This window comes from Altererythrobacter ishigakiensis (assembly GCF_001663155.1).
GTDB classification, from domain to species: domain Bacteria; phylum Pseudomonadota; class Alphaproteobacteria; order Sphingomonadales; family Sphingomonadaceae; genus Erythrobacter; species Erythrobacter ishigakiensis.
Window position 1 is genome coordinate 347,222 of sequence record NZ_CP015963.1, and the last position, 22,958, is coordinate 370,179.

The following is a 22,958-nucleotide window of genomic DNA, read 5'->3' on the forward strand; positions in this document are numbered from 1 at the left end:
TTTTATTTGTCTTGAGCGGTCATCTTGTGCCACATGAGGGACGCGGGGCAGAAAAGGTAAGGCATGGCGTTTTCGCTGGCATCTTTTGCGCTACTCGTTTCAAGCGCCCCTGCTGCATTGGTGATGCAGCCACAAGCCGTGGCGCTTGCGCAGGCAGCGTCGCAGCAGAAACAGGTCTCTGAAGAGCCAGTCGACGGCTCGCCTCCTGTCGAGAGTGAGAACGTTATTGTTGTTACCGGAGAAGGCGCCGATCCGCTCAAGGACCCGCTGGAGAGCGTCAATATACAAGCATATGAACTGACTCGGGACATCGACAAAGCTTTCGTGGAGCCGATTGCGGATGTTTACGAGGAAGACTTGCCCAGCCCGATTCGCAAAGGCCTCAGGAACTTTCTGCGCAATCTGATGGAGCCGGTGAATGCGCTCAACTATCTGCTGCAACTAAAGCCGGGCAAGGCGTTGGAGACTGTGGGGCGCTTCGCAATCAATACCACTGTCGGCATGGCAGGATTGTTCGATGTTGCGAAGAAGGAGCCTTTCAATCTGCCATACCGCCGCAACGGCTTCGGGAACACTTTGGGCTATTATGGGGTTGGGCCGGGTCCGTTTCTGGTCTTGCCTTTGGTCGGCGCAACGACGCTGCGAGACCTGCTTGGCAGCGGGATCGATCAAGCCATAATCCCGTTCGCCGTCGGCAAGCCATTCAATACGCCCTATTACGCGATCCCCGCCTACACAGTGAATTCGCTGGAGTTCCGGATCGAGTTTGATGAACGGATCGGCCAGATCAACGACAGTGATGATCCCTACTACGCGCTGCGAGAGAGTTATCTGTGCAACCGCGAAGCCGACATTGCTGCGCTCAAGAATCAGCCGCCGCCACGCGATTGCAGTATCGAAGCGATAATGCGCGGACCAGAGCCCGCCGATTCCCTGATTCCGCAAGATGCGCCTGAAGTTGAACCAACTGCCGGGCCGGTCGCGGTTGAGCCGCCACCTCAGCCGCCTGCGATCATCTATATCAGCGAGGAAGTGGTCCAGCCGCTGCCAGCTGATTACCGTTAAGCGTCACTCGCCTTTGAAATTCGGCGCGCGCTTTTCGATCAGCGCGTCGACCCCTTCCATGTGATCCTCTGTCAGATGCATCAAAGCTTGCGTGTTCGCAGCCATCTCCAAGGCTGTGTCATATGACACGTCGCGGCCTTGCCGCATCAGGTTTTTGGCATGGCGCAATGCATGCGGGGGCAGAGCCGCGATTTTGTTCGCTAGTCCGTTTGCCTCTTCGAGCAGCGCATCGTGATCTACAACTCGGCTGACCAAGCCCCAATCCAGCGCGGTGGCGGCATCGATCACGTCACCTGTGTAGAACAGCTCTGCCGCGCGCGCCTCGCCGATTATGCGCGGCAGGATCCATGTGCCGCCATCGCCCGGAATGATGCCGAGCTTCAGGAAGGTTACGCCGAACTTCGCCTTCTCAGACGCAATACGAATATCACCCAGGCAGGCGACATCGCAGCCAAGCCCGATTGCCGGGCCATTGACGGCGGAGATCACCGGGACACGCAAGCCATAGAGTGCGCGCAGCATGCGGTGGATATTGTCACGATAGCCGTCAGAGATTGCGGGCGCGCTACCGCCGAAGGTGCCGCTACGTGACTTCATTGCCTTGATATCGCCGCCGGCGCTGAATGCGCGGCCTGCGCCGGTCAGGATGACGCAGCGCACATTGAGATCGCGGTTGATATCGTCGCAGGCCTTGGTGAAAGTGTCGCCATCGCCTGGAGCGCCCAACGGATTCATTGTCTCGGCGCGATCGATAGTGAGCGTAGTGGTGTGGCCTGTGGTTTCAATCTGCAGCATCAAGCGCCTCCAGAAAATGCAGCACAGTTTGCTCCGCTTCATCATTCCACGCAAGATCGTGGCCGGCGCCCGGAAAGATTATCAGCTCCGCCGCCGGGTTGGCACGCGCCAACTGCTCGGAATGGTGGTGTGGGATCAGATCGTCGGCATCGCCATGCAACAGCAGGATTGGCGCACTGACTTGGGGTATCTTGGCGATGTTGTTGAATCGATCGCGCAGAAGCAAGTCCACGGGCAACCACCACAGTTTTTCACTGGCGACCTGAGGCAAGCTGGCGAATGGTGAGATCAGAATGATCGCGCGGGCGTCGATCTCAATTGCCATTTGTTTGGCCACACCGCTGCCAATGGAATTGCCGATCAAGACCATTTCGTTTGACGATACGCCGCGTGCTTTCAAAAAGGCCAACGCCGCGCGACCATCTGCGTACAGGCCCTCCTCACTTGGAGAGCCCGGATTGCCGCGATAGCCGCGATACTCTGCTGCAAGCACTCCGTAGCCCGCCGGAGTTAGCCGGTCAGTCGCGATGACCGAACTCTGCCAGTCTGCGCCATTGCCGTGGAAGTAGACAATCGTCGGCATGCCGCCGCGCGCAGGTTTGTAACCCGCCATGAGATCAAGCCCATCTGATGTGCGGTAGAGTATCTCTTCGAAACCCGGCACTTCGCGACCTTCGCCCTTGGGCGCGGGGTAGATAAAGTAACGTTGTCCCAAAGCGAGGAGGAGCAGGACCGCAAAATATGCGGTGGCCGCCATAACAAGCAATTGGGCGGCCATGCGCACCGGCCGCGCTCGCTCAGGCCCGCGCCTCTTCTACGCCAGCTGAATTATGCCGCAATGCGCGCAAAACTGTTGCAACGATATCGGGAGCATTGAGGCCCGCTTCGTCATATTGCTTATGCGGGTCGTCCTGATCCTGAAACACGTCAGGCAAGCGCATGGTACGCACTTTCAACCCACCATCCGTCAAGCCTTCGTCGCTGGCAAAGGTAAGCACATGCGCGCCCAGCCCGCCGATCGCGCCTTCCTCGACTGTCACGACAACTTCATGCGTACGCATCAGCTTTTCGATCAGCTCGGTATCGAGCGGCTTCGCAAAGCGCAGGTCAGCAACTGTCGTCGAAAGGCCTTTCGCCTCCAGAGTGTCTGCTGCCTTTTGGGCCTCGGCCAGGCGAGCACCCAGCGACAGAATCGCGACCTTTGACCCTTCGCGAACGACCCGGCCTTTGCCGATTTCCAGCTTCTGCGGGGTTTCAGGCAGTGGGACCCCCGCACCCCCACCGCGCGGGTAGCGGAATGCGATGGGACCTTCATCGTACTCTGCGGCGGTATAGGTCATATGGACCAGTTCAGCTTCATCAGCTGCGGCCATCACGACAAAATTGGGCAGCGTCGCCAGATACGTAATGTCAAACGAACCTGCATGCGTGCAGCCGTCGGCACCAACCAGCCCCGCTCGGTCAATTGCGAACCGCACCGGCAGGTTCTGAATCGCGACATCATGCACCACCTGGTCATACGCACGCTGTAGGAAGGTAGAATAGATCGCCGCAAACGGTCGCATGCCCTGTGCGGCCAGACCTGCCGCAAAGGTCACGCCGTGCTGCTCGGCAATGCCGACATCGAAAGCGCGGTCGGGATGCGCCTTGGCGAAGCGATCCACGCCAGTGCCCGATGGCATCGCCGCGGTAATCGCGCAAATGCGCTTGTCGGTCTCGGCCAGCTTGGCCAGCGTATCGCCAAATACGTTCTGATAGGCTGGCGGGCCGGCTTTGCCCTTGGCTTTCTCGCCCGTCACTACATCAAACTTTGGCACGCCGTGATATTTGTCTGCGCTATTTTCAGCCGGCTCGTACCCCTTGCCCTTCGTGGTCACGACATGGACCAGCACCGGCCCCTGTTCGCTGTCGCGCACATTCTCAAGCACCGGAATCAGGTGATCGAGATTGTGCCCGTCAATGGGGCCAACGTAATAGAAACCCAGCTCTTCAAAAAGCGTCCCGCCGGTCACCATGCCGCGGGTGAATTCCTCTGCCTTCTCGACCGCCTTGTGCACACGGCGCGACATCTTGGACGTAACCTTGGAGGCAAGCGAACGCAGGCCAAGATATTCGGATGAGGAAACCATCCGCGCCAGATATGCCGACAAACCGCCTACCGGCGGCGCAATTGACATGTCATTGTCATTGAGAATCACAACCAATCGGTTGCCCGCCTGCTCGGCATTGTTCATCGCCTCATAGGCCATGCCAGCGCTCATTGAACCATCACCGATTACGGCGATGCCGCGGCCAGGTTTGTCATTGAGCTTGTTCGCTATTGCAAAGCCCAAGGCGGCCGAGATCGAGGTTGAGCTGTGCGCTGCGCCAAACGGATCGTATTCGCTTTCCGCACGCTTGGTGAAACCACTAAGCCCGCCACCCTGGCGCAGAGTGCGGATCCGGTCGCGGCGACCGGTAATGATCTTGTGCGGATAGCATTGGTGGCCCACATCCCACACCAGCCGATCTTCCGGCGTATTGAACACATAGTGGATCGCTGTAGTCAGTTCGACCACGCCAAGACCCGAACCCAGATGCCCGCCCGATGTGCTGACTGCATCGATCATTTCGGCGCGAAGTTCGTCGGAAAACTGGCGCAGCTGCGATTTGTCGAGCTTGCGCAGATCAGCCGGATATTGAACCGTATCCAGTAGCGGTGTGTGCGGTGGTTGACTCATGATTAAGGCATTTACACGCGAATTATCGAACTGTCGATGAACGCTTTGACCACAAAAACATACGGTTGGTCGCGCCAAAGGCCGCAAGGCTAGCCCCTACAGGCTTTGCAGAGCCCGCGAATCTCTATCACCGGGCGGCGTGCACTGAAACCGCAGCCCGCGGCCAGTTCGCGCACGCGACCAGAAGTCTGATCATCGTCGATATGCGTAGCCTCCCCGCATTCGTCGCAGACCAAGAAGATGCAGTCATGCTCGCAACCCGGGTGGGTGTTGGCAAGGAATGCATTCGCACTCTCAACCCTAAGCGCCAGATTGTTCGCCACGAAGAGATCAAGGATACGGTATATGCTGTTTGGCGCAACGCGTTTGCCGCGCTCGCGAGAAACATTGTCCGCAATGTCATAAGCTGAAACTGGACGGTCGTGCTGCGCAAGCTCTGTAAATACGGCTTCGCGCATACCGGTCCATTGCTCACCCGAAGCGATCAAGGCGTCTTTCGCAGCGTGGATCAGGCCAGTGCCTGAATGCTCTTCATGTGCATGTGAATGGCTACCCATGCGGGCGTATATAGTGCGCCCTGCGTACTTACGCCAGATCGCTTGATTGGACTAGCTACCGTCGCGCAGAAACGTGCTGGTATAGTGCTCCGGGTAAAGCTCTTGAAGTGCACGGACCTTCGGCGCGTCCCAACGCACGATATATCCGTGTCGCGGGTTTTTCGCCATGAAGTCCTGATGATAGTCTTCGGCTTGGTAGAACTTTTTGTAGAATTCGATTTGAGTGACGACCGGGGCGCCCCACACTCCGGATTCGTCTAACTGTGCAAGATAAGCCCGCGCAACTCGCGCCTGTTCACGGTTCATGGGTACAATTGCGCTGCGGTAATGCGCGCCAACATCCGGTCCCTGACGGTTAAGCAAGGTCGGGTCCGTAACAACCGAAAACAAAATCTGAAGCAATTCGTCATAGCGGATGACTTTGGGATCATAGACTATGCGCACAGACTCTGCGTGATCGGTGAGGCCGGTGACAATCTGGCGATATGTTGCTGTATCTGCGCGGCCACCGTGAAAGCCGGAGACCGAAGACTTGACGCCCCTCACGTGGCTGAACACGCCTTCGACACCCCAGAAACATCCACCAGCGAAGATCGCCACCTGCAAGCCATCTGACTCGTTGGCTTGCACCGCCGCCTCGGGCGCCTGGACAATCTTCTCGCTGGCGGTAGCCGCGACCGAACACCCGCTGAGCGCCAATGCGCCTGCGGCAATCATTAATGACTTGCGGATTTGCATTATTGGGTAGCGGCAGACTCTGTGTCCGCGGCCGCGGCCATAGCCGGAGTTGCGACTTGCGCTTCCCAGTTCTGTACAGACATCGCGCCTACCATCAGGGCGCCGATCAGAAACCCAATGCCGAAATTGCGGGGCAGATCTGATTTCAGAATCGTCATTTGTACTGTACTCGCGAACTGTCTTTGTTGGTGTTGTTGAGGCCCTTTTAACCTCGATTGGTTGCGGAGCGGTGAACATGAGTTTCATCAAAAGTCTATTCGCAGTGAGACGAGTTGTGGTTACAGACTGACAGAATGTTGGATGCAGTAATCATTGGCGGTGGCCACAACGGGTTGACCTGCGCATTCTATTTGGCGCGCGCAGGCATGAAAGTGAAAATTTTGGAAGCGCGCGAGGTTATCGGCGGCGCCGCTGTGACAGAAGAATTCGCCCCCGGCTTTCGCAATTCGACCGCCAGCTACACTGTAAGCCTGCTGCAGCCCCGTGTAATCGCAGATATGGACCTTATAAAGCGCGGCTATCGCGTGATAGAGCGGCCAGTATCGAACTATCTCCCGCTGGAAAGCGATTACATGCTGATGGGCGGCGGGCTCGAAGCAAGCCAGGCGCAAGCGGCGCGGTTTTCCAATGCCGATGCAGAGCGCTTGCCTGAATACTTCGACATGCTGGAAGACGCCGCAGAGGTGCTGCGCGGTTTGGCATTGAAGGTGCCGCCCGATCCCAAAGGCGGATTGCGTTCGTTGGTGGACGCGGCAATGCAGGGCCGTGCCCTGTCCAAGCTATCGACCGAGCGCCAACGTCAGGTCCTGCAGATCTTCACGCGTTCAGCGCGCGAAGTGCTGGATGACTGGTTCGAAAGCGATCCGGTCAAGGCTGCGTTCGGGTTTGACGCCTGTGTCGGTCACTATGCGTCCCCCGATGAGCCGGGCAGCGCCTATGTGTTGCTGCACCACGTTTTCGGCGAAGTGAATGGCAAGAAGGGCGCTTGGGGCCATGTTATTGGCGGAATGGGCGCGATCACGCAGATGATGTCCCAGGCATGCCGCGAAAAAGGGGTCGAGATCCGCACCAATGCGCCCGTCACGCGGGTCGTGGTTGAAAACGGCGAAGCTGTTGGTGTCGAACTGGCGGATGCAGATGTGCTGCGCGCCAAGCGCGTCATATCCAACATGGGGCCGAAGCCGCTATTTGACCGACTGATCCCGCGCGACGCGGTCCCGGCAGATTTCGCTCGCGCGATGGTCGGTTATCGTGGAGGTTCAGGCAGTCTGCGCATGAATGTCGCGTTGTCGGGTCTGCCTAACTTCCGCCACGCGCCGGATGGCGATGCGCATTTGCGCAGCGGCATCATCATGGCGCCTTCGCTGGATTACATGGACCAGGCGTTTCACAGCGCGAAAGCGAGCGGCTTCAGCACGCAGCCAATCGTCGAGATGCTGATCCCGAGCCTTGTAGACGACAGCCTCGCGCCAAAGGGGCAGCATGTCGCGAGCCTGTTTTGCCAGCATGTCGACCCTGATCTTCCCGAAGATCGCGAGGACGAAGCGGTCAATGCTGTCTTCGACGTGATCGAACATCACGCGCCGGAGTTCCGCGAGCTAGTGCTGCATCGGCAAGTCCATACCCCGCGCAAGCTCGAGGCAAAGTTCGGCCTGTGGCGCGGGGATATCTTCCACGGCCGTATGAGCCTGGATCAGTTGTGGGCGGCGCGGCCCGCGCTCGGCGCAGGAAGCCACAAACTGCCGATCAAGGGGCTTTGGCTCTGTGGCTCAGGCGCGCATCCCGGCGGCGGCGTGACGGGCGCACCGGGGCACAACTGCGCACATGAGATCCTGAGGCACAGGCGTTGGTGGAGCCGCTAGGTCACGGCAGTCAAAGCCCGACCGGGCATCCGCAGCGACGCGGCCGTGAGGCCGTGAGAGCGAGGAAAGCCAAGCGAACGGATGTGAGCGCCGGCGCTTGAGGCCCAAAAAACTAATGCCTGAAATGCCGCATTCCGGTGAACACCATCGCCAGACCTGCCTCATCGGCCGCTGCAATCACTTCATCATCGCGGATTGATCCACCCGGCTGAATGATCGCGGTAGCGCCCGCTTCAGCTGCGGCAATCAAACCATCTGCGAAGGGGAAGAATGCGTCTGAAGCGACCGCGCTGCCGACAGTCTTTGGCTGCGCCCATTCATAGGTTTCCGCCGCTTCGGCCGCTTTCATCGCGGCAATCCGCGAACTATCGCGGCGGTTCATCTGACCTGCACCGATACCGGCGGTCGCGCCATCCTTGGCATAGACTATCGCGTTCGATTTCACATGCCGCGCCACCGTCCATGCGAACATACAGTCCTTCAGCTCTTGCGCAGTTGGTTCGCGCTTGGTCACCACTTTCAGATCGCTTTCCGAAACCGCGCCATTGTCACGGCTCTGCACCAACAAACCGCCGGTGATCGGCTTCACCATCAACCCGCCGCGACGAGGATCAGGCAAGTCGCCCACCGTCAGCAATCGCAGGTTCTTCTTCTTCGCAAAGATTTCGCGCGCTTCATCAGTAACGCTGGGTGCAATGACCACTTCCGTGAAGATCTTGGCGATCTGCTCGGCGGTGGAGCCGTCCAGCTCCTGATTGACGGCAACAATCCCGCCAAAGGCCGAGACGCTATCGCATTGTAATGCGGCTTCCCACGCTTCGACCAGCGAGCCAGCCTGCGCCACGCCACAAGGGTTGGCGTGCTTGACGATGACCACTGCCGGATCACCGCCACCAAATTCGGCACATAGCTCCAGCGCTGCATCGGCATCGTTATAGTTGTTGTAAGATAGCTCCTTGCCCTGCAGCTGTTCGGCTTGGGCTATGCCTGCGCCATGCGGGCCCGAAGGCGTATAAAGCGCCGCCTGCTGGTGCGGGTTTTCCCCATAGCGCAGCACGGTCGGCGCGTTGCCGTTGACGGCGAGGAATTCGGGGAACTGCTGCTGCTGATCGGCAAATGCAAACCATTGGCTGATCATGCTGTCATAGGCGGCGGTTGCAGCAAACGCCTTCGCTGCGCATCTTCTGCGAAATTCCAGCGAAGTCGCGCCATCATTGCCGTCCAGTTCGCCCAGCAGTTCCTCGTAATCCGCCGCGTCGGTGACAATGGTGACAAAGGCATGGTTCTTCGCCGAACTTCGCACCATCGAAGGCCCGCCAATATCGATATTCTCGATAATCTCGTCACGCTCTGCCCCACGCATGACCGTTGCTTCAAACGGATAGAGATTGACCACAACCAGATCGATCGCACCAATTGCATGCTCTTCCATCGCGGCGGCATGTTCGGGATTATCGCGGACCGCCAGCAAGCCGCCGTGAACCTTTGGGTGCAGAGTCTTGACCCGCCCATCCATCATCTCCGGAAAGCCTGTCATCTCGGAAATGTCGCGCACCTCCAGCCCCGCGTCGCGCAGCGCCTTCGCCGTGCCGCCGGTCGAAACCAGCTCAACCCCGCGAGCAGCCAATGCCCGACCCAGTTCAACCAATCCGCTTTTATCGGACACTGAAAGCAGCGCCCGCTTGATTGCCACGTCCGTCACTTCGGAATTCACCCCATTTTCTTGAGCAGCCAGGAGAATTGCCCCCCGCCGCGCGATATCATTCCCTGCACCACCAGCTGATCGATGGCATGCGGATGCCCGTCACCGTTGACCCACATGCTTTCTTCCATGGCCACGTCTGCACCTGCGTCATTCCCGCCAAGGCGGAACTGCCACAGAGCGCCGTCGGGCAGCACAAGGCTGGCTCCGCGCTTGTCTTCAGATAGCCGCGCTTCGACGCCGCGCCCCAGATGAAAGCGAATGGCAAGGCCCAGCTTGCCGCGCTGCCCCTTGCGAGTGGATGGCATCAACACATCCTCTCCTCGCAACTCGCTGCCGTCGCCACGAAGCATCAGGATCCGGCGGTGGATCAAGCCAAAGCGGGACGCATAGCCGTCATGGCTCGCTTCGATGCGCTGCACCTCGGCATTGCCGCGCGCAATCTCGCTGCGCTCGACCTCGACCTGCTCAACGCCTTTGCCCAGCTTGCCGCCCAACAGCACCGAAGTGGAATTCACATTGTCGAGAATCAGTGTCGAATGTGCCGCTGTTGCGCGCAGGCCCTGTTCAATCCGATGAGGCACCAGGCCGCCTGCCAGCGCCGCGCCGCCGCAATTGACGATCACCCGATGTGCGCCGTCCGACATTTCAAATGCAAGTGTAGAAGCACAGCCAGAGCGCGAATGCTTGGCGCGCGGAGGCGGAGCTGCGTCCATCTGAACAATGGTGTTGCCGCCGGTGAGGCGATGGAACCCCCAGTGCTTCACTTCCTTCAGCGGGCGTGTGCGCACTGTGCTGGCATCAATCAGCGCGGCCAACCTGTCTGCCCGCATCGCACCTGTGCCCTGCCAATTGCCCAGCGCGCCGTCACCATGACGCAATGCCAGGATCGGTGGCACCAGCAATTCGCGCATCAGGCCAAATGCATTCGGGAGATCGCGATCAGTCGCCTTGTAGCAAGCCTCGAGGTCGATCAGCATGGCGATTACGTCCATCTGTGCGATCGGGCTGCGGGACAGCGCACCGCCATCTTCGCCTGCGAAATCGCCCAGTGCCGCAACCAAGCCAGCCTCGGCATAGAGCCTGCGCGGCTTGCCTTGCGGCATCAGCAGGCCTGCCGCGACCAGCGCGCCCCAACCCAACACAGAGCCAAGCGGATCACTTGAGCGCCGGACTTCCCGGTCCAGCCAGCGCGCGGTTTCGTCAATCGCGCCGAGCATGTCCGCCCGCAAATTGCCATCCTTGCTCGATAGCAAAAGCGGTGCATGAACCAGCCACGCCATCAGCCGCATTGCGGTATAATCGACATACCAGGCCGCACATTTGCCCGGCTTCGGATTAGCCTTGAGCCATAGCCCGGCAATTCGTTCGGCCGTTTCAACGCATTGTTCGCGCTGCCCCGCAGCCGCCAAGTCACGAAGCCAGGCGAAACCATGGATCATCCGTTCAAACGGTGGTGTCGCGCGCGATGAGCTTTGATATTCAACTTCGGAGATCGGCGCCTTTACGCCATTGATCATGAAATGCCCGGCACGCAGTGCCATACCGGCCACCCGGTCTCCCGCCAGTGGAGTGTCGACCGTAGCCAGTAAACGCGGGCGCGCGGGCTTGCGAAAAGGCGCCGTCAAAACCGCACCGCCCACACCCAGACGATAGGCAAAGCGGATCAGCTTTTCAGTTAAGTCCGCCTTGGGCGGGACAAAATCACTCAGCACCAGAGCCCGCGATTCAGCGAGCGGCATTTCCGCCTCGGCGTCTGCTTCGGACGTAGGTTGTTCCCGCCGATCCTTTAGCGGCAGCGCGGAACGATCATCCTCGATCTCGCCAAAAAGGTCTTCACTCTGCTTGGCATCGCTCGACCCGGAGAGGAGCGCGTCCATCACTGCGCGCCTTTCAGCGCCGCTATATTTGCGGCGTAATGCTCCGGCCCGCCTTTGAAAGTCGCAGATCCTGCAACCAGCACATCCGCGCCAGCGTCCACGCACAAGCGTGCGGTTTCAGGGTTGACCCCACCGTCGACCTCCAGATGGATCTCGCGCCCGGTCGCATCGATCATGCTGCGAATTTTGCGGACCTTGTCGAGCTGTGAATGGATAAAGCTCTGCCCGCCAAAACCGGGATTGACGCTCATCACCAGAACCAGATCAACCAGGTCGATCAGGTTGTCGAGCACTTCCACCGGCGTGCCGGGGTTTAGAACTGCGCCGGCTTTCTTACCCAGCGCGCGGATGGCCTGCAGCGTGCGGTGCACGTGCGGCCCGGCCTCCGGGTGGACAGTGATGATATCTGCACCAGCATCTGCAAAGGCTTCCAGATACGGATCCACCGGAGAGATCATCAGATGCACGTCGAAGGTCTTCTCGGAATGCGGCCTCAACGCTTTGACCACGTCAGGTCCGATAGTGAGGTTAGGCACAAAATGCCCGTCCATCACATCGATGTGGATCCAATCCGCGCCCGCTTCGTCAACCGCGCGCACTTCTTCACCCAGCCGCGCAAAGTCAGCTGAGAGAATTGATGGTGAGATCAGCGGTGTCGCCATGGCCTATTTCCGGAAAATCCGCGTTTCCTCGCAGTAGCTTTGAGCGCGACTCGCCGACAAGAAGCGGTGCGGCCTTTTCCACACGCAGCGTTAGTCCGGATTAAGGATACCCGCAGAGCCAATTCAGCCGGAATTCAGCCCAATCGATGCAAATGGGTGGTGGAATTGGCCTGAAAAGCCTATTCCCGTGCCGATTCCATGCTGCACCAACCCATTGGGGTAGCAGGGTTTTACGAGATAAGGACGTTCAAGACGATGCGATCAGGAATGATCACAGCTGGAATTGCACTGGCCGCAGCTACAATTGCTCCGGTCACAGCGACCGCATGGGCGCAAAACGCTGCTCCAGTTACCTACCGTCAGGAAATCTCCAACAACATGCGCGCGTGCGCACCGGGTGGAGGCCCTGCGGTGCGGGTTACCGTCGCCGGGATCAAGTCGTCTGAAGGCAAAATCCGCGTACAGAGCTATCGCGGAGTAAAATCTGACTGGCTTGAGCGTGGCAAATGGATTCACCGCATCGAAGCGCCGGCGCGCGAGGGGAACATGGTCTTCTGCATGCCTGTGCCACGCGCAGGCATCTACGGCATCGCCGTACGCCATGACGTGAACGGTAATGGCAGCACTGACATCACCAGCGATGGCGGTGCGATGTCGAACAACCCGTCGATCAACATCTTCAACCTGGGCAAGCCGAGCTACCGCAAGACAGCGTTTGAAATCGGCGAAGGTGTGACATCGATCCGCATCAACATGCGCTATATGTAAGAGGTCTTCAGGCTCAGCCCCGCTGCTTCTTTTGCTCTCGCCAGACCTTGCACAATACGCCCGGTGCGGCCAGCACGGGGTGCTTTTCGCGCCAGGGTGTTACTTCAATTGGCACGCCGGTATGGCGCTCTACTTTCCACGCGGCATACCGTGCGGCACCGTCAAACGTGGTGCTCGCCTTTAGCAGGCGCAGGATATTGAGCGGCTTGCCAAGCCGTCGACGATGGCTCCACCAAGATAGAATTTCGCGCCGGGCATTGTCCGTCAGTTTGGGTGTCAGCCGCCCCCCACCTTCATCAAACGCAATTCCTTGCGCCTCGAGCGCCAGAGGCAACAGCCCATCAAAATGTGCTGCATTGACTGACAAGATACTGTCTTCGCGGCCCGCTTTCTCGACCCGGAATTCCGCCTTGTAGGTGGCCCGGAACAATGCGCGCCAATAGTCATCGGCCGTGCCACTCGCCGGCCCTAGCGCCACAGCTAATCGCGCTGCGGTCTGTGCTGCTGCACACAGTACATCAAGCGTCTGCACCCTTGCATCATCATCACGCGCCCAAACCAATGCAGACGGCTGCACGAAACGCGCCCAGATAGTGGTGTCGCGCGACAGGCCAGAAGCTGCCTTGGCAAATTGCGCCAACGCCATAGTGGCGATCTTGGCACGCAACATCGTGCCATTCTTGTCCCATTCGCGGTAGCTTACCCGCGGCCAGATTCTCTCCTGCTGCGCGCCCGGAAGCAGCACGTAATAGTCGAGCACGCCTTCAAGCGACCCGGTTCGCAGGTTGGAGCCGTAAAACAAGACCGCCAATGCGCCCGATTCTCTTGCCAAACGAGCGGCGAATTCGGTGATGGCAGGGTGCACTTCAACGGCCGACTTTGCCGCGATACGTTTAGTCAGTGTGCTCATGCCAACATCGCTTAGGGCGCGACGAACTCGATCTCAGGTCCCGCCTCGATGCGGTAGCGCCCGGCAGGGAATGCTTCGCCGTCAAGAATGAACTGATCATCCAGTTCGAAGTCGAACGATTTCGCTGCCAGCTGATGGAAGCCGCGCTCACGCAAATTTTTCGGCCCGCGTTCAAACAGGATCGCCGGGAGCATCAGCGTCATCCACCGACTGATCTGATCAAGCACCGCCAGTTTCAGCCCCTTGCCCAGCGATCCAAACGGCCTGATGCCGCCCGGAAAGCGCTCAAGAGTTGAAGCCAAGAGGATCAGTCGCCGATCAGCCTCCCCCATTCCGCTATGTTCGAGCGGCACGCCATTGGGGGCCAAACGTATGTCCATCTTTGCGCCACGCCGCCAAGGATTGGCGCGTGAACCGAACACCGCTTGCAGAATGCCCCAAAGCGTCGTGACGCCAACTGCCAGCGAATTGAATGCACCAAGCTTATGCGCGCTCTGGCCGGCTTTGGTGCCCAAGGTGAACGCACCCGCACCAAGAATAAAGCCCAACACGCGGGCGTCGGGTTGATCGAGCGGCGTAATCGCCATCGGGCTTCGCCTTATTCGTTTGCCATTCTCGAACGCGTCCAATGCGCATTGAAGCGTCCAGTCCGATGGCCCGCCAAGATCGACGGCCAATGCATTGGTCTTCCCCTTCGGAAGGACCGCCACGACCGGCCAGTCATCGCCAAATATCGGCTCTCCGCAGGTCAATACATCGCGTACTGTCCCATCGCCGCCATTGATGACCAGCAAATCGATACCACGTTCTGCCAAGCGCGCCAGAGCATCGGGTAACTGGTCACGATTGCCCGGTTGCGCGACAAAGACATCGGGCGAGACCTTGCTGGTCAGGTCCTGTCCTTTGTTGTGGTGGCTGCGCGGATTATAGATGAGCCCCACTTTGGGCGGAGCGCCGTCCGCACGCGCATTCCGGCTTGCCCGCCAAGCGGAATTCGCGCCCTGCCTGGGGCGGGGCAAATGGGAGAATTCGTGGATCGGGCCAGCCATAATGAAAGTCACTTAGAAGGAAACCATGTGCATTCACTAGGTGATTTTGCACTGCACCACAAATTTATGGCGGAACGTGACCTGGTTACAATGCCGCTTCCTATGCGGCACAATTGCGCTAAACTGCACCCATGCTGACTGAGAACCTGCTGAATTCTGCTCGCGAACTGGGTGAAGGTATCATCTCCTTGCGGCGCGCGATCCATGCGGAACCCGAACTGGGCCTGCACACACCCAAGACCATGGCAAAGGTGCGCGATGCGCTGGCTGATTTGCCGCTTACATGGCGCGAAGGCACCTCCACCACGGGCCAAGTGGCGACTTTGGAAGGGGCAAAGCCCGGGCGGCGCGTTCTGTTGCGCGGCGACATGGACGCCTTGCCGATGGACGAGAAGACGAACCTCGAGTTTGCCTCGACGATTGAAGGTCGAATGCATGCTTGCGGGCACGACACGCATACTGCGATGCTGGCGGGTGCGGCGCGCTTGCTCTGTGCCAAACAGGAAGAAATCTCAGGCACGATCGATTTCATGTTCCAGCCGGGCGAAGAGGGCTATCATGGCGCGCGCTTCATGCTTGAAGACGGCCTGATTGATCCACTGCCCGATGCCGCCTTTGCGCTTCATATTATGCCCAATGCACCCTTTGGCGTGCTGGCTGGCAGACCCGGGCCACTATTGGCGGCGGCAGATCAATTCACGATCACCCTCACAGGGCAGGGCGGTCATGCTTCGATGCCGCATGATTGTGTTGACCCTGTGCCCGGCACTGCCGCGCTCGTTAGCGCGCTTCAGACAATGGTCACGCGGCGGTTCAACGCTGCAAGCGCGGTAATCGTGACAGTCACTCAATTTCACGCCGGAACGGCATTCAATGTCATCCCCGACGAAGCCGTGATCAACGGCACGATCCGGACGCTCAGCAAAGAGCATCGGGTGAAAGTGCGCGAGTTGATGACCGAAACAGCCGATCATGTTGCTGCCGCGCATGGCCTCTCTGCCAAGGTGGAAATTGTCGAAGGTTTCCCGGTCACGATGTGCGATCGACGCGCGGTGGATCTGGGCAGGGCAGTCGCGACGGAACTTGGCGGCGCAGAGGGCTGGCGCGACCTTGCTGACCCGATCATGGGGGCGGAGGATTTCTCCTATCTGCTGGAAAAAGTGCCCGGCGCAATGTTTTTCCTGGGCGTTGCAAACGAAGGTGAGGATTGGCGCAGTTGCTGCGCGATCCACTCACCCCGCATGCATGTAGATGAAAACGCGCTGCCCAAAGGAACCGCGATGCTGGCGGGATGCGCTCTGAAGTTTCTGGAAGACGGGTTCGGAGATTAATGCCCGGCTAGACGTCCTTTGCGAGGCGTAGCAGAGCGCCAGCATGACCGTGTGCCCTCAGCGGCGCGGGCTCGTCCGCAGCCGTGAGGAAAACTCACTTAGCGGATGTTAATGCTTCAGGCTAAATCGAAAACGCCGGAGCCACCCTCCAGCGGCTCCGGCGTTCCTGTCTGGCGTTCCCCCCAGAACGCCAGCTGGAGAACTCTTACCAGAGAACTACATAAAGTCCGATCAGAATCGCGACTGTCAGCATCGCCAGCGTATTGAACAGCATACTGGTGGCGAAGGCGATATCGCCAAGCTTGACGGTCTGCTGCTCCTCTGGCGGCGTGGTCATACGAGACACCACCGCTGCTGCGACGATCGACAGCATGAACACGCCCCAGATGCGAATGATAAAGGGGACATCAGGCATGCCGAACTTAAGCGCGACATTGACTGCAAGCGATCCTAGCAGGGCGGTAAAGGCGCCCGCTGCGTTCATCTTTTTGTCAAAGAAGCCAAGCAGGAAGACCACCACGATGCCCGGCGCGATAAAGCCGGTGTACTCCTGAACCGTCTGGAACCCGCTTTCGAAGCCGCCGATAAACGGGCGGGCCAAAAACAGCGCAATAATCATGGCGCTGAACGCGGCCACACGGCCAACAGTCACATAGTGATGCTCGCCCATGTCAGGCTTCCAGCTGCGATAAAGGTCCATTGTGAAGATGGTCGAGATCGAATTCATCATCGATGCCAGCGAGCTGACCACCGCTGCGATCAGCGCTGCAAATACCAGACCGCGCAGACCCGCGGGGGCAAAGCTCATCAGCTCGCCATAAGTTCGGTCTGACTTCTCTGCCAAAGCCGCGCCATCAAGCATGCCTTGCTGGGCAAGGATGACCGCTGCGATGCCCGGGATAACCACTATGAACGGCACAAGCACCTTCAGGAAGGCTGCAAAGGCCAGGCCCTTTTGCGCTTCGCCCAGACTCTCTGCGCCCAGGGCACGCTGAATGATGTATTGGTTGAAACCCCAGTAGCTGAAGTGGAGGACCCACAAGCCGCCAAGCAACGTCCAGATGCCGGGCAGGTCAGAATATGCCGGGTTGCTTTCATCGAGGATCATCTCGAAGTGTCCGGGCATCTCTTGCCAAAGCATCGCGAGCCCGCCCAGCGCGCCCTCTGCGGGCAATGCATCGAGCGCGATCCATGTGATGGCAAGACCGCCCAGGATCAGAATCACAACCTGGATTATGTCGGTCAGAGCTACCGCCTTAAGCCCGCCATAGAGCGAATAGAGTGCCGCAAATCCAGCCAAGGCCGCCATTGCCGTCATCACGCTCCAACCGGTCAGCGATGTGACCGCCAGCCCGCCTAACCACAGAACCGTTGTCAGGTTTACAGCTGTGTAGAGCGCGACCCAGAAGAAGCTCATCAGCGTCTTCACGCCGTGGCCATACCGCTGGTCCAGGAACTGCGGCATGGTGTAAATCTTGCGCTTGAGGAAGATCGGCAGGAAGTATTTCGCAACGATGATCAGGACAATCGCAGCTTGCCATTCATACGCCGCGATGGCGATGCCAACTGCATAGCCCTGGCCCGATTGACCGATGATTTGTTCAGCCGAAATGTTTGACGCAATCAGCGAAGCGCCGATGGCCCACCAAGGCAAGGCGCGCCCGGCGAGGAAGTAATCCTCTGTGTTCTTGTCGTGCCCCTTGGGTTCACGACTGACAAACAGCGCAATTCCCAACAGCGCAATCGCATAGCCTGCGATGATAACGATATCGATCGTTTCGAGCGTCACCGAATTTTCCTCCCCCTTGCGGCCAGCTCTCCCGGCCGCAGACCCTTATCTTTGCAGACTAGCGGCGCATTCCCGCCTGTCCAGCCGCATACGTTCTCATTCACTCATTCCCGTCAGAACGAGCATTCGGTTCCTTCTGCCACTTCCTCGCGTTTGATACTGGAAATGCGGAAAGTGATGTCGGCTTCGGATTCAAAGGCGATGCGTTTGCCAAGACCCGAAAGGCAACTTTCCGTTACCACCATTTCGCGGAACCCCTTGGCCAGCGCGAGTTCAAACTGCGCGGTGACATCGAGCACGGCATCACCTGAACGTAAGCGGATCGCGCCCGTCGGCCGTGTAACCACTTCATAAGCGATGCGATAGGCGCCACCTGTGTCATTCGACTGCTCGACGCCGAAATAAGTGCCGTCCGGCATAGCTATCTCGCGCGAATCTTCCTGCGCATCGCGATCATAGCCACTCAGTACAACACCCGCGCCATTGGTATCGCCCCGCATGTTCGGCATCAGCTCTTCGATGCCCGTGCCGTCCACACGGCCAACAAATGCGCTGGTCCCGGAACCCAAACGGCCCGATCCGAACAGATTGGTACTATCATTGGCTTCTAGTGCCGCGCATTCTTCGCTCAAATCAGCGAGTGGGATAGTGTCCGAAAACGAACGGCCAAATCCGAATGCAAAAAGAGCGCCATCGGGCGAGTTGACCGGCTGCCCCTCGCAGCTTGCAGGCCATGAGAACGACAGACGACCGGTCGCCTCGCGCTGGCCGGTCAGAACATCAGCCACGCCAGCGCCTTCACTGCCTGGCAGCCATGATGCCACAAATGCGTCAGCCGCGTTCAGTTCACGGTTCATCCACATCGGGCGACCCGAAAGAAACACAGCGACGGTTGGAATATCCTGTTCGCTGAACTGGCGAAGCAGCTTCAGCCCTTCTTCGTCGCGGAAGACCAGATCACGCTGATCACCAGCAAATTCGGCATAGGGATACTCACCGAATACGACAATTGCAACGTCAGGGCGCGCCTCGAAGGAGCCATCTTCTGACAACGTCGCACTGCCGCCGTCTGCGGTCACGTTCTCTTTGATGCCATCCCAAATCGAGGTTGCTTTGGGAAAGTATTCTCTCGGCAATGTGTCCTTGCGGCCACCCTGCCACTCAAGAGTCCAACCGCCCGACTGTTGACCCACGTCATCGGCCGCAGAGCCTGCAACCAACACATTCGCGCCTGCCTTCAATGGCAGGACACCATCGTTCTTCAGCAGAACCTGTGACTTGGCGACGGCTTCGCGCGCCAAAGCGCGATGCTCTGGCGAGGCGAGCAGATCATATTGCCCCGCGACGCCGCGTTCAGAAGGACGCTTGGCGTTTTCGCCTAATAGTCCGGCGCGTTGCTTTACCCGAAGGACCCGTGTGACCGCTTCATCAACTCGCGCCATGGGAATGGTCCCATCTTTGACCTGCGCGATGAGCGACTCCATCAGCGGCTTCCAATCATCAGGCACCATGTAAATGTCGAGGCCGGCCATCAATGATTGCGGACAATCGGTTACCGTGCAGCCTTTAATCTGGCCGTGACCATTCCAGTCGCCGACCACTAGGCCGTCAAAGCCCATCTCACCGCGCAAGACACCGGTCAGTAGTTCTTTGTTGCCGTGCATCTTGCGGCCATTGATAGAGTTGAAGCTGGCCATCACGGCCTGAACCCCGGCATCAATTGCCTCGGGATACGGACGGCCGTGCAGATCCAGCAGTGCGTTGATGTCGCCATTGACATCACCCTGATCGACGCCTTGTTCGGTACCGCCATCACCGAAGAAGTGCTTGGCCGTCACAAAAACACGGCCATCGCCTAGGAAATCGTCGCTGCCCGGTACACCTTGCTGCCCAACGATCAATGCCGCGCCCAGTTTCGCCACCAGATCGGGGTCTTCTGAATAACTCTCATAGGTGCGCCCCCAACGATCATCGCGCGCAACCGCAACCGTGGGCGAGAAGTTCCAGTCGATACCCGTTACTTCGATTTCGATCGCCGTGGCGTGCCCGATCCTTTGTACAAGGTCGGCATCGCCGGTCGCGCCAAGCGCGATATTGTGCGGGAAGAGTGTCGCGCCAACGATATTCGAGTGACCGTGGACGGCGTCAGTGCCCCACATAGTCGGTATCGCCGGCTCGCCATTCGGAAGCGGCTTAACCGAGGCGTCATACATTTCATCGGCATAGCGCAACCACTCTGACGCAGGCGCAAATTCATCGCCATATGGGCCGCCATTGCCACCATTGAGGTAGCTGCCGAAACGATAACGTTCCATATCGTCTGGGGTGAAGGAGTTTATCTGCGGCTGAATCAGCTGGCCGATCTTGCGCTCCAACGACATGCGCGAAACAATATCCGCTATCTGAGCTTCGCCAGTCTTGGCTGGTATTGTTGGCTGAGCAGTTTCACTCGCTGCTTCCGGCACGGTCGCACAACCCGAAAGGCTCAAGCTGGTAGCAAGCGCAAGCGCAATGTAACGCATTAGAATTCTTCTCCCCCGTCCAATACGAGATCAATCGCAATGTGAACGTTCCCAACTGGCCTGACCTGACATGCTCAAGAAAAAAAATCAAGCTCCTATCGGCGGTAACTCATCTGCGCCAAAAGCAGGCTTGCGACGCCAACAAGTCCTGCCAGGACAAAGAACAGCCCTCCGAACCCAAAAGTCGGTACCATTGCGAGCGTCAGCCATGGAATTATCAATGAGGGAACGGTGTTGGTGAGGTTGAAGATGCCCATATCTCGCCCGCGATTCTGAGGCTTGGGAAGAACCCGCAGAGTCTGCCCATTATGAAGCGACAGGAAGGTCATCGATGCTAGACCAAAGAACGCATAGCCCAGGATAGCGGCCTGAATATCCTTGGAGAGCGCCATCAATACCAAGCCCAAGGCCGACAATGCCGCACAAATTGCTAATGGAAGCATCGGACGTCGACCCTTGTCTGACCATCTTCCCGCTACCAACGCAATCGGAACTGCAACACAAAGTACAGCGCTAAACAAGTTGGCGACCGTGTTCTCTCCAATGGTTGGTGAGAGCGAACGGAGCCAGAAGAGCAGAAATGCAAAGAGCGCGGCTTCCGCGATTTGGACCAGTAAGCGAGCGGTCCACATGCGAATGATTGCTGGGCGCGACTTGAAGCTTTCCGGGTCGTTAGGAATTGGCTCCACCACTGGTTTCATGAGGACCGGCAATTGCCGCCCCCCCCCAAGAGCTAGTGCTGGACTTACAAGTAACGCGACAAGCGCAGCAATAATCCAGAGGCGCTCCGTAGCATCAGCAAGGCCTGGTAGCGTAACAAAGGTTCCTGCCAACGCACCCATAGCCGGGGCAAGGGCAAAAAGTCCCCCCAGAAGCCCTTTTTGCATATCTGGCACGCAGTCACCGGCCCAGGCCAAAAGCGGTGCCAGCATCATGTTCAATGCAAGCTGCCAAGCTATAACCAGGACCATCAATGCGACGATGGTATGCGCTTCTCCCATAGCAATAAGGAGAAAGCAGGAAAGAAGGAGACCTGCTGCAATCCAACTTCGTCGACCACTCCATTTGTCACTGGCCCAGCCAAATCCAATGTTGGCCAGGCTGGCAAAGATCGCCCCAGCAAATGTTATGTAGGACAAGGCTTCAATATTCTGGCTGGATGCCAACTCATTGACTTTGAGCGGCAAAAGGACCGTCAGGAACGGCACGTAGGCTACCGCGCCCCCTGCCACAGCTAGAGCCAAGGCTATCAGGAACCAAAGCGGTTGCCTGATTCCTGCAGTCGGCTCAGATGTCATTCGCCCCGCGCGCTGGCCCGGTAGAGCCGCGTATCTCAAGCTTGCCTTCTACGTTTATGGGCTCACTAGGAAGCGGAGCTTTGGAAGAGTTGATCAATAACTCAACTGCGCGCGATATTGTTTGCGCAATTGGTTGGTCCACGGCTGTGAGAGGAGGGTTGGTAAACCTTACAATAGGCGTATTGTCGAAACTGATCAGCGATAGATCTAGGGGCACAGCCAAGCCAAATTCGCGCGCCACTTCGAGCGTTGCGAGGGCCATCTGATCGCTGGAAGCAATAATTGCGCTTGGCCTATCAGATTGGCTTAGCAATTGGCGAGCTGCCACCACGCCGCTCTCAAAACCAAAATCACCTTTGATGCACAAGCCTTTGGTTTCAAGGCCAGCAAACTGCATTGCAGCCTGCCACCCGTTCACCCGCCATCCGCTTAAACTATAGTCGTCCGGCCCGGCAATGAATCCAATGCGCCGGTGGCCAAGTTCGATCAGCTTTTCTGTAGCCAAGGCGGACGAACGTTCGTCATCCATAGTGAGGCAGATGCCCGGGCCAGCTTCGCGCGATCCTATGCGCGCGAAAGGAATGTTCTTTTTCGCGAGCAATCCGGTGATCAATGGGTTTTCTGAGTGGGGAGGTGTCAAGATCACGCCATCCGGCTGAAGGGCAGCGATTGCTCCGCTCAATTCACGCTCGACATGATCACTGTGCGTATCCACTAATTCAACCATCATACGATAGCCGTGTTCAGCGCAAGTCAGCATGCCACCAAGCAACATCTGATCGACCCAGTCCGTGCCCTGACGTGCACGCCAATCCTCGATCGTGCGCTCTCGATCATTCAATGCCAATATTAGGTATGAGCGCGAACCACTCATTCGCTGAGCAGCAATGGAAGGAACATAGCCAAGTTTGTCGATCGACGCCTGGACCTTCTCTTTCATGGCAGGACGTACGTTTGGTTCTTTATTAATGACACGACTGACGGTCTGAAGAGAAACGCCTGCATCGTCCGCTACGTGACGAATAGTTACCGCTTGCCGCCGACGCGCCATTTGAATTCTATTCCCGTCCGTTGGTCAGTTGATCCCAAAGCGCCCATCACCCCAAAATCAGCGCGACCACCCAAACCTGTTTATTAAGCCTGTGCATCGACAAATATAGCCTATGAATCAAGCCCCTTGCCGCGGCGGGGCCAAACCTCAGTACGAGCAGGCAGACCCGACCACAGTGATCTTACAACCTCAAAATAGAAGAGGGCCTCTGTGCCAAATTCACAGAGGCCCAACTTCATGTCATAACGAAGCGCTCGTC

The 22,958-nt window shown here is 58.3% G+C and carries 18 protein-coding genes; 4 read left to right on the forward strand and 14 right to left on the reverse strand.

What is annotated here, in order from left to right:
- Window positions 1–63: 63 nt before the first annotated feature.
- Entirely contained in the window at window positions 64–1,065 is a 1,002-nt protein-coding gene (locus A6F69_RS01660; RefSeq protein ID WP_067596666.1) for an MlaA family lipoprotein, read from the forward strand.
- A 3-nt stretch (window positions 1,066–1,068) separates the two neighbouring features.
- Here A6F69_RS01660 and A6F69_RS01665 read toward each other — a convergent pair whose 3' ends face one another.
- The 5 genes from A6F69_RS01665 to msrA all read right to left on the reverse strand — a co-directional run bounded on the left by A6F69_RS01665 (window position 1,069) and on the right by msrA (window position 5,875).
- On the reverse strand, window positions 1,069–1,860 hold the full coding sequence (locus tag A6F69_RS01665) for a crotonase/enoyl-CoA hydratase family protein (protein ID WP_067596669.1): 792 nt from the start codon (window positions 1,858–1,860) through the stop codon (window positions 1,069–1,071).
- Entirely contained in the window at window positions 1,847–2,638 is a 792-nt protein-coding gene (locus A6F69_RS01670; protein ID WP_083984631.1) for an alpha/beta hydrolase, read from the reverse strand. Before A6F69_RS01670 ends, A6F69_RS01665 begins: the two co-directional genes overlap by 14 nt.
- Before the next feature lie 19 nt (window positions 2,639–2,657).
- Complete coding sequence (gene dxs, locus A6F69_RS01675; protein ID WP_067596673.1) at window positions 2,658–4,580, reverse strand: 1-deoxy-D-xylulose-5-phosphate synthase; 1,923 nt, start codon at window positions 4,578–4,580, stop codon at window positions 2,658–2,660.
- Between the two features lie 89 nt (window positions 4,581–4,669).
- On the reverse strand, window positions 4,670–5,137 hold the full coding sequence (locus tag A6F69_RS01680; protein WP_067596675.1) for a Fur family transcriptional regulator: 468 nt from the start codon (window positions 5,135–5,137) through the stop codon (window positions 4,670–4,672).
- 51 nt (window positions 5,138–5,188) lie between these two features.
- The gene (gene msrA, locus A6F69_RS01685) at window positions 5,189–5,875 is read right to left on the reverse strand and encodes a peptide-methionine (S)-S-oxide reductase MsrA (RefSeq protein ID WP_067596677.1); all 687 of its coding nucleotides are present in this window, start codon (window positions 5,873–5,875) and stop codon (window positions 5,189–5,191) included.
- A gap of 293 nt (window positions 5,876–6,168) precedes the next feature.
- Here msrA and A6F69_RS01690 point away from each other — a divergent pair, with 293 nt between their 5' ends.
- Entirely contained in the window at window positions 6,169–7,737 is a 1,569-nt protein-coding gene (locus A6F69_RS01690) for a phytoene desaturase family protein (protein WP_067596679.1), read from the forward strand.
- 112 nt (window positions 7,738–7,849) lie between these two features.
- Here the strand turns inward: A6F69_RS01690 and purH are convergent, their stop codons facing one another.
- From purH to rpe, 3 genes are read right to left on the reverse strand one after another with little or no spacing between them, the layout of a single operon-like run.
- Window positions 7,850–9,439, reverse strand: coding sequence for a bifunctional phosphoribosylaminoimidazolecarboxamide formyltransferase/IMP cyclohydrolase (gene purH / locus A6F69_RS01695; protein ID WP_067602215.1), 1,590 nt, complete (start codon window positions 9,437–9,439; stop codon window positions 7,850–7,852).
- Between the two features lie 8 nt (window positions 9,440–9,447).
- On the reverse strand, window positions 9,448–11,319 hold the full coding sequence (locus tag A6F69_RS01700; RefSeq protein WP_067596681.1) for a heparinase II/III family protein: 1,872 nt from the start codon (window positions 11,317–11,319) through the stop codon (window positions 9,448–9,450).
- Complete coding sequence (gene rpe / locus A6F69_RS01705; RefSeq protein ID WP_067596683.1) at window positions 11,319–11,981, reverse strand: ribulose-phosphate 3-epimerase; 663 nt, start codon at window positions 11,979–11,981, stop codon at window positions 11,319–11,321. Before rpe ends, A6F69_RS01700 begins: the two co-directional genes overlap by 1 nt.
- 267 nt (window positions 11,982–12,248) lie before the next feature.
- Here rpe and A6F69_RS01710 point away from each other — a divergent pair, with 267 nt between their 5' ends.
- The gene (locus A6F69_RS01710) at window positions 12,249–12,749 is read left to right on the forward strand and encodes a DUF2141 domain-containing protein (protein ID WP_144573544.1); all 501 of its coding nucleotides are present in this window, start codon (window positions 12,249–12,251) and stop codon (window positions 12,747–12,749) included.
- 13 nt (window positions 12,750–12,762) lie between these two features.
- Here A6F69_RS01710 and A6F69_RS01715 read toward each other — a convergent pair whose 3' ends face one another.
- Both A6F69_RS01715 and A6F69_RS01720 read right to left on the reverse strand, forming a co-directional pair.
- Window positions 12,763–13,659 carry a hypothetical protein gene (locus A6F69_RS01715; protein ID WP_067596685.1) on the reverse strand — a complete coding sequence of 299 codons (897 nt, stop codon included), beginning with the start codon at window positions 13,657–13,659 and terminating at the stop codon, window positions 12,763–12,765.
- Between the two features lie 11 nt (window positions 13,660–13,670).
- Window positions 13,671–14,720 carry a diacylglycerol/lipid kinase family protein gene (locus A6F69_RS01720; RefSeq protein WP_245638265.1) on the reverse strand — a complete coding sequence of 350 codons (1,050 nt, stop codon included), beginning with the start codon at window positions 14,718–14,720 and terminating at the stop codon, window positions 13,671–13,673.
- Between the two features lie 119 nt (window positions 14,721–14,839).
- On the opposite strand from A6F69_RS01720, the gene A6F69_RS01725 reads away from it, so the two are divergent.
- Window positions 14,840–16,039, forward strand: coding sequence for a M20 metallopeptidase family protein (locus A6F69_RS01725; protein ID WP_067596689.1), 1,200 nt, complete (start codon window positions 14,840–14,842; stop codon window positions 16,037–16,039).
- A 205-nt stretch (window positions 16,040–16,244) separates the two neighbouring features.
- Here the strand turns inward: A6F69_RS01725 and A6F69_RS01730 are convergent, their stop codons facing one another.
- From A6F69_RS01730 to A6F69_RS01745, 4 genes are all read right to left on the reverse strand, one after another.
- Window positions 16,245–17,828, reverse strand: coding sequence for a sodium:solute symporter family transporter (locus tag A6F69_RS01730; RefSeq protein WP_067596694.1), 1,584 nt, complete (start codon window positions 17,826–17,828; stop codon window positions 16,245–16,247).
- A 113-nt stretch (window positions 17,829–17,941) separates the two neighbouring features.
- Window positions 17,942–20,350, reverse strand: coding sequence for a glycoside hydrolase family 3 protein (locus A6F69_RS01735; protein ID WP_083984632.1), 2,409 nt, complete (start codon window positions 20,348–20,350; stop codon window positions 17,942–17,944).
- Window positions 20,351–20,445: 95 nt separating this feature from the next.
- Window positions 20,446–21,558 (reverse strand): MFS transporter, encoded by a 1,113-nt coding sequence (locus A6F69_RS01740; RefSeq protein ID WP_245638266.1) that lies wholly within the window; start codon window positions 21,556–21,558, stop codon window positions 20,446–20,448.
- 79 nt (window positions 21,559–21,637) lie between these two features.
- Window positions 21,638–22,699 carry a LacI family DNA-binding transcriptional regulator gene (locus A6F69_RS01745; RefSeq protein WP_067596698.1) on the reverse strand — a complete coding sequence of 354 codons (1,062 nt, stop codon included), beginning with the start codon at window positions 22,697–22,699 and terminating at the stop codon, window positions 21,638–21,640.
- Window positions 22,700–22,958: the final 259 nt, after the last annotated feature.